Origin of the sequence: Pseudomonas spelaei, assembly GCF_009724245.1 — a bacterium.
In the GTDB taxonomy this organism is placed as follows: domain Bacteria; phylum Pseudomonadota; class Gammaproteobacteria; order Pseudomonadales; family Pseudomonadaceae; genus Aquipseudomonas; species Aquipseudomonas spelaei.
The window spans coordinates 170,888-184,419 of the sequence record NZ_WNNK01000002.1 but is presented as its reverse complement, the minus strand read 5'-3'; the positions used below and the strand labels follow the sequence as shown (position 1 = coordinate 184,419).

At 61.7% G+C, this 13,532-nt stretch carries 13 protein-coding genes; 5 read left to right on the top strand and 8 right to left on the bottom strand.

The annotated features are described in order from the left end of the window. Positions 1–76: 76 nt before the first annotated feature. From nagE to GNF76_RS02945, 7 genes are all read right to left on the bottom strand, one after another. Entirely contained in the window at positions 77–1,783 is a 1,707-nt protein-coding gene (gene nagE / locus GNF76_RS02975) for an N-acetylglucosamine-specific PTS transporter subunit IIBC (RefSeq protein WP_155581696.1), read from the bottom strand. Positions 1,784–1,810: 27 nt separating this feature from the next. Then, the gene (ptsP, locus tag GNF76_RS02970; RefSeq protein ID WP_155581695.1) at positions 1,811–4,324 is read right to left on the bottom strand and encodes a phosphoenolpyruvate--protein phosphotransferase; all 2,514 of its coding nucleotides are present in this window, start codon (positions 4,322–4,324) and stop codon (positions 1,811–1,813) included. A gap of 37 nt (positions 4,325–4,361) precedes the next feature. Next, positions 4,362–5,384, bottom strand: a complete 1,023-nt coding sequence (locus tag GNF76_RS02965; protein ID WP_155581694.1) for an SIS domain-containing protein — start codon at positions 5,382–5,384, stop codon at positions 4,362–4,364. Then, positions 5,365–6,471: an N-acetylglucosamine-6-phosphate deacetylase gene (gene nagA / locus GNF76_RS02960; protein WP_155581693.1), complete on the bottom strand. Its 1,107-nt coding sequence runs from the start codon at positions 6,469–6,471 to the stop codon at positions 5,365–5,367. The genes GNF76_RS02965 and nagA overlap by 20 nt, the downstream gene beginning before the upstream one ends. A gap of 10 nt (positions 6,472–6,481) precedes the next feature. After that, the gene (locus tag GNF76_RS02955) at positions 6,482–7,240 is read right to left on the bottom strand and encodes a GntR family transcriptional regulator (RefSeq protein ID WP_155581692.1); all 759 of its coding nucleotides are present in this window, start codon (positions 7,238–7,240) and stop codon (positions 6,482–6,484) included. A 284-nt stretch (positions 7,241–7,524) separates the two neighbouring features. Then, positions 7,525–8,028: a L,D-transpeptidase family protein gene (locus tag GNF76_RS02950; RefSeq protein WP_155581691.1), complete on the bottom strand. Its 504-nt coding sequence runs from the start codon at positions 8,026–8,028 to the stop codon at positions 7,525–7,527. A gap of 40 nt (positions 8,029–8,068) precedes the next feature. Further along, entirely contained in the window at positions 8,069–8,617 is a 549-nt protein-coding gene (locus GNF76_RS02945; protein ID WP_155581690.1) for an NUDIX hydrolase, read from the bottom strand. A gap of 146 nt (positions 8,618–8,763) precedes the next feature. On the opposite strand from GNF76_RS02945, the gene GNF76_RS02940 reads away from it, so the two are divergent. The 5 genes from GNF76_RS02940 (at position 8,764) to purT (ending at position 12,023) form a co-directional block, all read left to right on the top strand. Beyond that, positions 8,764–9,366 carry a CoA pyrophosphatase gene (locus tag GNF76_RS02940; protein ID WP_155581689.1) on the top strand — a complete coding sequence of 201 codons (603 nt, stop codon included), beginning with the start codon at positions 8,764–8,766 and terminating at the stop codon, positions 9,364–9,366. 40 nt (positions 9,367–9,406) lie between these two features. Further along, the gene (locus GNF76_RS02935; protein WP_065939223.1) at positions 9,407–9,931 is read left to right on the top strand and encodes a gamma carbonic anhydrase family protein; all 525 of its coding nucleotides are present in this window, start codon (positions 9,407–9,409) and stop codon (positions 9,929–9,931) included. Continuing rightward, positions 9,928–10,143 (top strand): DUF1289 domain-containing protein, encoded by a 216-nt coding sequence (locus GNF76_RS02930; RefSeq protein WP_155581688.1) that lies wholly within the window; start codon positions 9,928–9,930, stop codon positions 10,141–10,143. The genes GNF76_RS02935 and GNF76_RS02930 overlap by 4 nt, the downstream gene beginning before the upstream one ends. 161 nt (positions 10,144–10,304) lie before the next feature. Further along, positions 10,305–10,772, top strand: a complete 468-nt coding sequence (locus tag GNF76_RS02925) for a preQ0 transporter (RefSeq protein ID WP_155581687.1) — start codon at positions 10,305–10,307, stop codon at positions 10,770–10,772. Between the two features lie 69 nt (positions 10,773–10,841). Next, positions 10,842–12,023 carry a formate-dependent phosphoribosylglycinamide formyltransferase gene (purT, locus tag GNF76_RS02920; protein ID WP_155581686.1) on the top strand — a complete coding sequence of 394 codons (1,182 nt, stop codon included), beginning with the start codon at positions 10,842–10,844 and terminating at the stop codon, positions 12,021–12,023. A gap of 106 nt (positions 12,024–12,129) precedes the next feature. Here purT and GNF76_RS02915 read toward each other — a convergent pair whose 3' ends face one another. Then, positions 12,130–13,440, bottom strand: a complete 1,311-nt coding sequence (locus tag GNF76_RS02915) for an MFS transporter (protein ID WP_155581685.1) — start codon at positions 13,438–13,440, stop codon at positions 12,130–12,132. Positions 13,441–13,532 lie beyond the last annotated feature (92 nt).

Here is a 13,532-nt window from a genome sequence, read left to right as displayed (position 1 = left end):
CACGCTCTCCATGCTGAGGGTAAGAGCCATCAGCATGGGGAGCGGTGCCCTCGCAAGGGCGGTAGATAAGTAGGGGTCAGACGCCGGTGCGGATCGGGTCTCGGCTCGACAACGCCTTCAGAGCAGCGCTCAATCCCTGGGCCGAGTCGCCCACCAGCAGGTGCCAGATGCCGCCTTCGAGCTGGCTCACACCCTGGCAACCCAGGGCCTTGAGTTGCTGCTCCGACAGCGCCTTATCATCGGCCAGTTGCAGGCGAATGCGGCTCATGGCGACGCAGTCCAGTTGCAGCACATTGTCGCTGCCACCCAAGGCGCTCAGCCACTGTTCGGCTTCGGGCGTTGCGACGGTGTGCGCCTGGGTTTTCGTGACGACGGCGGTAACCGGCGTGTTGCTTGCGGTCGGCATGGCCTGGCGGATTTCATCGGCAATGCTGTCAGCCATTGGCCCCACTACCACCTGCAAGCTGCCGCCATTGCCAGGACGAACCACGGCCATTGCACCCAGCGCCTTGAGTTCTGCGTCCACGGCTTTGTTGCGGTCCACCATGTCCAGGCGCAGGCGGGTGGTGCAGGCGCCGACGCTGAGCAGGTTGTCGGCACCGCCGAGGGCGCGGATGTAGGCCCCGGCGCGTTGGTTATCGGTCATGGCTTCGGTCGGTACGACCTGAATATCTTCACGGCCCGGCGTCTTCAGGTTGAAGCGACGGATGCAGAAATCAAACACCGTGTAGTAGACCACCGCGTAGGCCAGGCCCACCGGCAGCACCAGCCAGCCATTGGTGGACTTGCCCCAGCCGAGGACCATGTCGATGAAGCCACCGGAGAAGGTAAAGCCCAAGTGAATGTTCAGCAGGTTGGTAATGGCCATCGACAAACCGGTCAGCAGCGCATGCAGCAGGTACAGGAACGGCGCGAGGAACATGAAAGCGAATTCGATCGGCTCGGTCACCCCCGTAAGGAACGAGGTCAGGGCCATCGACAGGAAGATCCCGCCCATGATCTTGCGCCGTTCCGGCAGGGCGTTGCGGTACATCGCCAGGCACGCGGCGGGCAGGCCGAAGAGCATCACCGGGAACATGCCGGTCATGAACTGGCCGCCTTTCGGGTCGCCTGCGAAGTAGCGGGTCAGATCGCCGGTCACGACCGCACCCGTCGCAGGGTCAGTGAAGCTGCCGAACACAAACCAGGCCATGTTGTTGAGGATGTGGTGCAGGCCGGTGACGATCAGCAAGCGGTTGAACACGCCGAAGACAAAGGCGCCGAAGCTGCCGCTTTCCATCAGCAACACGCCGAAGCTATTGATGCCGTGCTGGATCGGCGGCCATATCAGCCCGAAGATCACCCCCAATCCCACCGCCGAAAAACCGGTGACAATCGGCACAAACCGTCGCCCACCGAAGAACGCCAGGTACTCCGGCAGCTTGATGTCCTTGAAGCGGTTATACAGGGCGCCGGCCATCAGGCCGCTGACGATCCCGGCGAGCATGCCCATGTTGATGGTGGTGTCCATCACCTTGAGCGTGGAGACCATCACCAGATAGCCAATGGCACCGGCAAGCCCTGCCGTACCATTGTTGTCCCGGGCAAAACCCACGGCAATGCCGATGGCGAAGATCAGCGCCAGGTTGGCGAAGATCGCCTGGCCTGCGTCGTGCATCACCGCGATGTTCAACAGGTCGGTGTCACCCAGTCGCAGCAGCAGGCCGGCAATCGGCAAGATGGCGATGGGGAGCATCAGCGCACGGCCCAGGCGTTGCAGCCCTTCGATAAATAGTTGGTACATGGCGTGTCTCCTTTTTTCTTGTTGTTGTCAGCTCAGCGGCCAGTGGTGTTGACAGGCTTGGCGAACGGCTTTGGCGCTGCTCAGGTTAAGCAGGCCAAGGCTCAGTTGCCGGCATTGAGCCGCGTCCATGTGGCGGACGCGGTCCTTGATTTCAGCAATTTGCGGCGGGCTGACGGACAGCTCGCTGACGCCCAGGCCGATCAGTACCGGCGTGGCCAATGGATCGGAAGCCAGGGCGCCGCACACACCGACCCAACGCCCATGCTTGGCCGCGCCGATGCAGGTCTGGGCGATCAGCCGCAACAGTGCAGGGTGCATTGCATCGACGCGGGCAGCGAGGCCGGCGTGGTCGCGGTCCATGGCCAAGGTGTACTGGGACAGGTCGTTGGTGCCGATGGACAAGAAGTCCGCGTGCTCGGCCAATTGTTCGGCCATCAGCGCGGCGGCGGGCACTTCGATCATCACCCCGAGTTCCGGGCGCTGAGTCAGTTCCAGTTCGGCGCACAGCTCGTCGAGGCGCTGGCGGATGTGCAGCAATTCGTCGACTTCGCTGACCATCGGCAACAGGATCCGGCAGCGTTGCAGAGGGCTGACCTGAAGCAGCGCGCGCAGTTGCTGGTCCAGCAGTTCCGGGCGCACCTGGGCCATGCGAATACCGCGCAGGCCGAGCACCGGGTTGGCTTCGGCGGGCAGAGGCAGGTAGTCGAGCTGTTTGTCGCCGCCGACGTCGATGGTGCGGATGATCACGGATTTGTCACCCATGGCATCCAGTACCGCTTGATAGGCTTGGCGCTGCTCCTGTTCATCGGGTGCCGTACGGCGGTCGACGAACAGAAATTCGGTCCGCAACAGGCCAACGCCATCGGCGCCGTTTTCATGGGCAATCTGCGCTTCGGCACTGGAAGCAACGTTGGCCGCCACTTCAATGCTCACACCATCAAGGGTCTTGGCCGGTGCTTGAGCCTGGGCCTGTTGTTCTTGACGCCGCAGTTTTTGCGCGTCGCGAATCTGGTGGACCTGGGCGTGGCGTGCATCGTCCGGCGTGAGTTCCAGGCGACCATTGACGGCGTCCAGCACCACCCGTTGGCCTGGCGGCACGTCGAGTACCTCCGAGCCCAGCGCGACCACACACGGCAAGCCTTTGCCTCGGGCGAGAATGGCCACATGAGAGGTCGCGCCCCCTTCGGCCATGCAGATACCGGCGGCATTTTGCGCACTCAGTTGCAGCAGATCCGAGGGGGTCAATTCATGGGCGGCGACAATGGCGCCGGCGGGCAATTCGAAATGCCAGGCCTCACCCAACAGCGCTCGCAGCACGCGTTGTTGCAAGTCCCGCAGGTCGTTGGCGCGTTCGGCGAACAAGGGTTTGCCCAAGGCCAACAGTACGGCGCACTGGGCCTGGATTGCATCACGCCAGGCGTGAGTGGCGGCATTGCCTTGTTCGATGGAACCCGTGGCGGCTTCCAGCAGCGTTGGGTCTTCCAGCAGGGCGAGGTGGGCGGCGAAGATTTCCTCTTCCTCGACGGCCTTGCGCTGGCGGGCGTGGTCCAGGGTGTTGCGGATTTCGCTGCGTACCTGTTCCAGGGCACTGTCCAGGTGTTGCAATTGCTCGTCGGCCGAGTGGTTGCCTGGGTCCTGCGGCAACTCAATCCCGTTCAGCCGGAACAGCGGCCCGCACACCAGACCGGGTGCGGCGCATACGCCTTGCAGTACACCGGCTTCGGTATTGGCCGGGCGTGGGGTGACGGCGACCGGTGCATGAGACTCCTCGCTGACGGCGACCGACAGCGCGGCAATCAGTGCCTGCAACGCAGCGTCGCAATCCTTGCCACGGCACGTGACTTGCACCTCATCCTGTTCACCGATGCCCAGTCCCATCAAGCCAATCAGGCTGTCGCACGACGCCGATTTGCCGGCGAAATGCAGGTGTGACTGGCTGCTGAAACCCTGGGCGGTCTTGCGAATCAAGGCGGCAGGCCGCGCATGCAGGCCGCCCCGGTGGGTGATGCGAATGCTCGCGTTGGCTTCGGTATGAGCGTTGTCGGCCACCAGCGTGCGTGCGGTGGATGCGTGGCGGGAAACCACTCGCAGCATAGGCTCGCCAACCTTGATCGTCTGTGAGGCAATCGGTTGCAGCTCAAACTGATCGCCATTGGTGACGATGATCAGGCTGATCAGGCTTTTGCACTGGCGAGCGATACGGTCCAGGTCGAAGCGCACCAGCGCCTGCCCATTACTGACCCGTGCGCCTTCCTTGACCAGCAGGGCAAAGCCTTCGCCTTTCAATTCAACGGTGTCGATGCCTACGTGCAGCAGCACTTCGGCACCGTTGTCGGCACGAATTGTCAGGGCGTGGCCGGTGCGGGCGACATGGATCACCACGCCGTCGCACGGCGCATGCAGGCAGTCGTTGAGCGGGTCGATGGCAATGCCGTCGCCCATGGCACCACTGGCAAACACTTCGTCAGGAACGTTGCCCAGGGTCAGCACCGGCCCACTGAGGGGAGCGCTGAGGGTGAGGTCATTATTATTGTGGGACATGGGCACGGTACTCATCAGGAAACGGCAGAAATCAACATCAGTGGGTACGGGTGACTTTGCTCAGGTGGCGCGGCTGGTCCGGGTCCATGCCCCGGGCTTCAGCCAGGCCTGCGGCCATCACGTAGAAGCTCTGGATTGCCAGGATCGGGTCCAGGGCCGGGTGTTCGGCGCGGCTCAGCGTCAGGTCGCGTTCGGCGATATCGTCCGGCGCGGCCAGTAATACGCGGGCGCCGCGCTGGCGCATGTCGGCGGCCAGTGTCAGCAGGCCGGCTTGCTCGGCACCGCGTGGGGCGAAGACCAGCAGTGGGTAGTTTTCATCGATCAGGGCCATCGGCCCGTGGCGTACTTCGGCGCTGCTGAAGGCTTCGGCCTGGATCGCCGAGGTTTCCTTGAGCTTGAGTGCGGCTTCCTGGGCGATGGCAAAGCCGGCACCACGGCCGATGACCATCAGGCGTTGGCAGTCGCGCAGGGCGTCGATGGCCAGGCGCCAATCCTGTTTGGCGGCTTCGCGCAAGCCATCCGGCAGGGCATGGCAGGCTTCCAGCAAACCGTCTTCCTGGTTCCAGTGGCCAATCAATTGGGCGCTGGCGCTCAGGGTGGCGATAAAGCTTTTGGTAGCAGCGACGCTGTTTTCCGGCCCGGCGCACAGCGGTACGTGGAACTCGCACGCGGCTTCCAGGGGCGAATCTTCAGCGTTGACCATCGAAATGCTCAGGGCGCCACGCTTGCGCAACAGGCGCAGGCTGTTGACCAGGTCCGGGCTCTGCCCCGACTGGGAGAAACCGAACGCCACCTGGCCGCTGACTTTCAGCGGCGATTGCAACATGGTCACCACGGACATCGGCAACGACGCCACCGGAATCCCCAGGTGCTGCATGGTCAGGTAGGCGAAGTAACTGGCGGCGTGGTCCGAACTGCCGCGGGCGATGGTCATCGCTACTTGCGGCGGCTGGCGGCGCAGGCGGCCGGCGACTTCCTCCAGCAGCGGGTCCAGGCGTTGCAGTTGAGCCTCGACGGCCACACAGGAGGACAGGGCCTCTTCAAGCATTTTTGAAGTCAATGGTTTCTCCTTCGACCATTACGTCGGTGAGGTTCAGGGAGCGGTCCAGGCGCACGCAGTCGGCAAAGCTGCCGGGTTGCAGGCGGCCGCGTTCTGTAAGTCCCAGGTAGTCCGCCGGAAATTGCGACAGGCGTTGTGAGGCTTCGCTGATGGGCAGGCCGATCTTCACCAGATTGCGCAGCGCCTGATCCATCGTCAGGGTGCTGCCGGCGAGGGTGCCGTCAGCCAGGCGTACACCGCCCAGGCATTTGGTCACGGTATGGCTGCCCAGCTTGTATTCACCGTCGGGCATGCCGGCGGCGGCGGTGGAATCGGTGACGCAGTACAGGCACGGGATCGAGCGCAGGGCCACGCGCATGGCGCCCGGATGCACGTGCAACAGGTCTGGAATCAGTTCGGCATATTGGGCATGGGCCAGGGCCGCACCGACGATGCCCGGCTCGCGGTGATGCAGCGGGCTCATGGCGTTGTACAAGTGGGTGAAGCTGGTAGCACCGGCGGCGAGAGCGGCGACGCCTTCTTCATAGCTGCCCAGGGTGTGGCCGATCTGCATACGCACACCCCGATCGCTGAGGGCGCGGATCAACACATCGTGGCCGGCGATTTCCGGGGCAATAGTGATCACCCGGATCGGCGCCAGGCGCAAATACGCTTCCACTTCGGCCATCAACGCGGTGTGGGCGAAGTTCGGTTGTGCGCCGAGTTTGCCGGGGTTGATGTACGGACCTTCCAGATGCACGCCGAGGACGCGGGCGCTGCCTGTCGGGCGTTTTTCGCAGAAGCGGCCGAGGGCACCCAGCACACTGGAAATTTCGTCCACCGGCGCAGTCATGGTGGTGGCCAGCAGCGAGGTGGTGCCAAATCGCACGTGGGTGCGGGTGATGGTCTCGAAGGCCTCGGTGCCTTCCATGATGTCTTTGCCGCCGCCGCCATGAACATGCAGGTCGATAAAGCCCGGCAGCAGGTAGGGCAGGTCATTTTCGGTCGGGTCGCAGGGCACACCTTCAACGGCAATGACCTTGCCGTGCTGGTGCACCAGGTGGCCGCGAATCCAGCCTTGAGGCGTGAGGATGTTGTCTTCGGACATGGGCAGATCTCTAAGGCCGCAGTTCAGCGGAAAAGTCATAACGGCGCAGCTCTGCGACAAAGTCGTAGTAATCGTTGCGGCAGTAGGTGTCGGTAATTTCGATGGGCGTGTTGTCGGCGGTGTAGCCGACACGCGTCATCAGCAACATGGCGGCGCCGGGGGCGATGCCCACCAGGGCGGCGAACTCATCCGAGGCGTTGATCGCCTGGATGTGCTGCAGGGCGCGCACGATGGGTTTGCCGATGCTCTCCAGGTATTCGTAGAGCGAGTTGCCGATGGCTTGTGGTTGCGGCAGCACCGAGGCCGGCATGGCGGTCATTTCGATCGCCATGACCGTGTCGTCGGCCTTACGCAGGCGCTTGAGGCGCGCCACTTTGTCGGTGGGCGACAGGCACAGGCGGATCAATTCTTCGTGGGTCGGCGGGGTGATGTCGCGCTCCAGCCATTGAGAGGTTGGGACAAAGCCCTTGAGCCGCAGCATTTCGCTGAAACCGGAGAGGCGCGACAGCGGCTGTTCCAGGCGCGGCGTGATGAATGTCCCGGAACCCTGGCTGCGGCGGATAAGACCTTGGGCGAACAGCACTTCCAGCGCCTTGCGGGCGGTCACCCGGGAAATACTCAACTGCTCGCTGAGGGCGCGTTCCGACGGCAACGCTTGTTCGGATTTCCACTGGCCAGCATGAATCGCGGCCTCCAGATTACGGGCCAGTTGCAGGTACAACGGCGTGGATTGTTTGTCGTCAGGGCGCAAGGCCAGGATGGGGTTCATCTGTAGGGTTTCCGATGCGGTTATTGGAGTGTTGTCGCCCGGTAGTGGTCGGAAATTAATACCACTTAAATACCATGTCAATGCCACGAAAATGGTGCAGGCAAGCGTTTACGGGCGCCTTTATAGTGCGCTGAATCAAGTGGTATTAGAGAGGTCTTTCTTTGTGGCAGAGGCGCGCAGCCTCCAGTCATGCCTGGCAGGTGAACTGGTATTCACTGGCGGGCATCGCTTGAGGCTGGGATTTTTTTTGAGTTTTTTAGCTGATTTTTACCAGCGGTCGAAAGTTACGGCCGGATTTCGATCAACGTGCCGTCCTTGACCAGGTTCCAGACCTCGCGCATGTCGACATTGCGCATGCCGATACAGCCGTCGGTCCAGTCCAGGGTGTGGAACCATTCTTCCGGGTAATCCTCGGCGTCGGGGGTGCCGTGGATCATGATCATGCCGCCCGGAAGTACCCCTTCGCGGCGCGCACGGGCAGCGTCGGTAATGTTGGGATAGGAGATGTGCATGGACAGGTTGAAGCGGTCGCTGGTCTTGCGCCAGTCGATCCAGTAGAGGCCTTCCGGGGTTCTGCGGTCGCCCTCCATCAGCTTGGTACCCTTGGGGTTTCTGCCCAGGGAAATGCGGTAGGTCTTGAGTGGTTTGCCGTCATTGATCAGCTGCAACTGACGGGCGGATTTGAGAACCAGGATCTTTTCGACAGGTTTACCGTTCAGGGTCTCCAGGGTGGAGGCCGGCGACAGCGTGGCGAACGACAGGCAAATCAGAGCAAGCAACCAACGCATCAAGCGATATCCCTTAGAAGACTACGGACTGTCTGGATTGTTATTTGGCCAACGCAGTCAGTGGCGGTACCGATTCGCTGCGCACCGGGTACGACTGTTGCCGACGGTCAGCGAAAAAGCATTCTAGGGTACGCCCGACCGTGCGGAAAGCCAGCTCGGACCAAGGGATGTCGGCTTCATCAAATAGCCGTACTTCCAGGCTCTCGGGACCGGCGGCAAAATCCAGATCAACCAGCTCGGCGCGGTAGAAAATATGCACCTGGCTGATGTGCGGCACGTCAATCAGGGTATAGATGCTCAGATTGCGCACTCGGGCGCAGGCTTCTTCCATGGTTTCGCGCATGGCAGCCTGTTCCACGGTCTCGCCGTTTTCCATGAAGCCTGCGGGCAGTGTCCAGAAGCCCAGGCGCGGCTCGATGGCGCGGCGGCACAGCAGCACTTGGTCACCCCAGACAGGCACAGTGCCGGCGACAATATTAGGGTTTTGGTAGTGAATGGTCTGACAGTGATCGCAGACGAAACGCAGGCGTGCGTCGCCTTCGGGAATGCGCTGTGTGACTGGTTTACCGCACTGGCTGCAGAAGTTCATGCTGGGGTTCCTGACGAGTGCGCCTATCTTGGCGTGACAGGGTTGGGCCTGCAAGTTGTCGTTTAGCGACACCGCCCGGGTTTTGGGGTTGGGCGCCTGCACGCTTTGGTGCATGATGCAAGGTAGCCAACAGATCGAGATGACTCATGCTGGACGAGCTACTTCGCCGGGTAAGCAATCATACGCCACACACGCTGGAGACTGACGGCCGTTTCCCGGAGGCGGCCGTGCTCGTACCGATCACCCGCAGCGACGAACCAGAGCTGATTCTGACGTTGCGGGCCAGCGGTTTGTCGACCCATGGCGGTGAAGTAGCGTTTCCCGGAGGGCGGCGCGATCCCGAAGACCCGGACCTGATATTCACCGCCTTGCGCGAGGCCGAAGAAGAAATCGGCCTGCCACCGGGTCTGGTGGAAGTGATCGGCCCGCTAAGTCCCTTGATTTCCCTGCATGGCATTCGTGTCACACCTTATGTCGGTATCATCCCCGATTACGTGGAATACCTGGCCAACGATGCGGAAATCGCCGCTGTCTTCAGTGTGCCCCTGGAATTTTTCCGCCAGGATCCCCGTGAACACACCCACCGTATCGATTATCAGGGTCGCAGTTGGTACGTACCCAGCTATCGGTTTGGCGAGTACAAGATTTGGGGGCTGACGGCGATCATGATCGTCGAGCTGATCAATCTGCTCTATGACGACGCTGACATCAGCCTGCATCGTCCGCCAAAAAGCTTTATCAATACTTAATAAGCCATCGTTTCGTATGGCACGCCGTGAGGGCCACACCATGAAATACCGCCTGGGCGACGCCCGAGTCGAGACCCATCCCCACAGCTGGGTAGCGCCCAACGCCACGCTGGTGGGCAAGGTCAAGCTGGAAGAGGGCGCCAACGTCTGGTTCAACGCGGTATTGCGCGGCGATAACGAGCTGATCCTGATTGGCAAGAACAGCAACGTGCAAGACGGCAGCGTGATGCACACCGACATGGGCTACCCACTGACCCTGGGCACCGGCGTGACCATTGGCCATAACGCCATGTTGCATGGTTGCACCGTCGACGATTACAGCCTGATCGGCATCAATGCGGTCATCCTTAACGGCGCGAAGATCGGCAAACACTGCATCATTGGCGCCAACTCGCTGATTGGTGAAGGCAAGGAAATTCCGGATGGTTCGCTGGTGATGGGTTCGCCGGGCAAAGTGGTGCGCGAACTGACCGATGCGCAGAAACGCATGCTCGAAGCCAGCGCCGCGCACTATGTGCATAACGCTCAGCGTTATGCCCGTGATCTGGTTGAGCAGGAAGAATGAATACACCGGAACGCCCAGTGGCTTCGCCTTGCGTCAATATTTGTGCGTTGGATGACGATGATATTTGTACCGGCTGCCAGCGCACGGTGGATGAAATCACGCGCTGGAGTCGCATGGACAATGCCGAGCGGCGGGTGGTGTTGGGGTTGTGTCATGAGCGGGCCAAGGCGAGCGGGATGATGTGGATGATCCCGGGTAAGTCTGGCGCCTGATGGTGCGCTATCGCAGGCAAGCCAGCTCCCACATTGCTCTGTGCGCTACCTGACAACTCGGTCAAATGTGGGAGCTGGCTTGCCTGCGATGAGGCCCGCCCAGACGACATCTTTCTCAATGTGCAGTACCCTGTGGCCCTTGCCCACAGGTCCCTCGCCCCATGTTTTTCCTGATCGCCTATATCAGCAGCGTCGTGCTGATCAACTTCGCTTTTTCCACCGCCCCGCACCTGGACATAATCTGGTCCGCCTGGGGTGGTTTGGTGTTTGTCTTGCGTGACATGGTGCAAACCCGTTTCGGTCATGGCGCGATCATCGCCATGCTGGCAGCGCTGGTGCTGTCCTATGTCACCTCCGACCCCGCCATCGCCCTGGCCAGCGCCACGGCCTTCGCGGTCTCCGAGTGCATTGACTGGCTGGTGTTCAGCATCACCAAGCGTCCATTGCACGATCGGCTGTGGATAAGCTCGGCACTGAGCATACCCCTCGATACCTTTATCTTTTTCGGCCTGATCGGCGCCCTGACACCCGCCGTTGCGGGGACCGCTTTGGTCTCGAAATTCGCCGGGGTGACGGTGGTCTGGCTGGCGATGGCCTGGCGGATACGCAAGCAGCGTGTCGCCAACTGAGGCCAATCTTTACAGTTCATGTAAAATGCCGGCCTTTCTCCCTACGATCCGCTCCCCTGAGGACCTGAGATGACCCGAATCGGAACTCCATTGTCGCCAACCGCGACCCGCGTTTTGCTGTGTGGCTGCGGTGAGCTGGGCAAGGAAGTGGTAATCGAGCTGCAACGCCTGGGCGTTGAAGTGATTGCCGTGGATCGCTACGCCAACGCGCCGGCCATGCAGGTTGCCCACCGCAGCCATGTGATCAACATGCTCGATGGCGCCGCCCTGCGTGCGGTGATCGAGGCGGAGAAACCGCACTACATCGTCCCGGAAATTGAAGCCATTGCCACGTCCACCCTGGTGGAGCTGGAGTCCGAAGGCTTTACTGTGATTCCTACCGCTCGCGCCGCGCTGCTGACCATGAATCGCGAAGGCATTCGTCGTCTGGCCGCCGAAGAGTTGGACCTGCCGACCTCGCCGTACCACTTCGCCGACACCGTGGAAGACTACCGCAAGGCGGTCGAAGACCTCGGTTTCCCGTGTGTTGTGAAGCCGGTCATGAGTTCGTCGGGCAAGGGCCAGAGCCTGCTGCGCAGTGCCGATGATGTGCAGAAAGCCTGGGATTATGCTCAGGAAGGCGGCCGTGCCGGTAAAGGTCGGGTGATCATCGAAGGCTTTATCGACTTCGACTACGAAATCACCCTGCTGACCGTGCGCCACGTGGGCGGCACCACCTTCTGCGCGCCGGTGGGCCACCGTCAGGAGAAGGGTGATTACCAGGAGTCCTGGCAGCCTCAGGTGATGAGCCCGATCGCTCTGGCCGAGTCCGAGCGTGTGGCCAAGGCGGTGACTGAAGCGCTGGGTGGCCGCGGTTTGTTTGGCGTTGAGCTGTTCATCAAAGGCGATCAGGTATGGTTCAGCGAAGTGTCGCCGCGCCCGCACGACACTGGTCTGGTGACCCTGATTTCCCAGGACTTGTCGCAGTTTGCCCTGCACGCACGGGCGATTCTGGGCTTGCCGATTCCATTGATCCGTCAGTTCGGGCCATCGGCTTCGGCGGTGATTCTGGTGGAAGGGCAGTCGACCCAGACGGCGTTCGCCAACCTCGGTGCTGCACTGAGCGAGCCGGATACGGCGCTGCGTCTGTTTGGTAAGCCGGAAGTGAACGGCCAGCGCCGCATGGGCGTGGCGTTGGCACGGGATGAGTCGATCGAGGCTGCTCGGGCTAAAGCAGTGCGTGCTTCCAAGGCTGTTGTAGTCGAGCTGTAACCGCAGCGCGCCTATCGCGGGCAAGCCCGGCTCCCACATTTAACTGCATTCCAACTGTGGAAATACGGTCAAATGTGGGAGCGGGCTTGCTCGCGAAAGCGGTCTATCAGTCGACCTTGTTCAAATCGTTATCCCGCGTCTCTTTCAGGCACAGCACAGCAATCAAGCTGAGCAACGCTGCCGCCGACACATACCCGCCGACATAACTCAGGCCACCCATCGCCACCAGCTTGGTAGCGAAGAAGGGCGCGGCCGACGCACCCACGATTCCACCCAGGTTATACGCCGCTGAAGCACCGGTATAACGCACGCGGGTCGGGAACAGTTCCGGCAGCATCGCGCCCATCGGGGCGAAAGTAATGCCCATCAGGAACAACTCCAGGGCCAGAAACAATGCCACGGCCCAGGTCGAGCCATGGGTCAGCAACGGCTCCATGGTGAAGCCCGACAGGATCGCCAGGACCGCGCCGACGATCAGCACGGGTTTGCGCCCGTATCGATCACTGGCCAAAGCTGCCAGCGGTGTGGCCAGGCCCATGAACAGCACCGCAAAGCACAGCAACCCGAGGAAGGTCTCGCGGCTGTAGCCCAGTGTCGAAACACCGTAACTCAGGGAAAACGCCGTGGTGATGTAGAACAGCGCATAGCACACCACCATCGAGGCCGCGCCCAGCAGCACCGGCAGCCAATGCTGGCTGAACAGCTCCACCAATGGCACTTTCACTGGCGCTTCCTTGGCCACGGCATTGGCGAAGACCGGGGTTTCATGCAGCTTCAGGCGTGCATACAGGCCGACCATCACCAGCGCTGCGCTGAGGATGAACGGGATGCGCCAGCCCCAACTGCGGAACTGTTCATCGTTCAGGTTCATGGCCAGGATCAGGAACAGCCCGTTGGCGGCCAGGAAGCCAATGGATGGCCCCAGTTGTGGGAACATGCCGAACCAGGCGCGTTTACCCTTCGGTGCGTTCTCGGTGGCCAGCAATGCCGCGCCGCCCCATTCCCCGCCCAGGCCCAGGCCCTGGCCGAAACGCAGTACGCAGAGCAGAATCGGTGCCCAGGCGCCGATACTGTCATAGCCGGGCAGCAAGCCGATCAGCGTGGTGCAGACCCCCATCAGCAGCAGGGACGCCACCAGTGTCGATTTGCGGCCAATGCGGTCACCGAAATGCCCGAACAATGCCGATCCCAGTGGGCGAGCGATAAAGGCGATACCGAAGGTCAGGAATGACGCGAGCATCTGCGCCGTGCCGGATGTCTGTGGGAAGAACACCGGGCCGATCACCAGTGCGGCGGCGGTGGCGTAGATATAGAAGTCGTAGAACTCGATGGCGGTGCCGATGATGCTTGCGGTGGCGACACGGGCGGTCGAGTTGGTCGGGGCGGCGGTCGCGGCCTCGTTATAGGCGGTGCTCATGGAGTATCCCTGAAGTCATTGCGCGCTTGAGCGCGGATTATTATTGGTCTTGCACCCATGGATCAGGGTTATGCGCGGAGCGGCTCGGGATG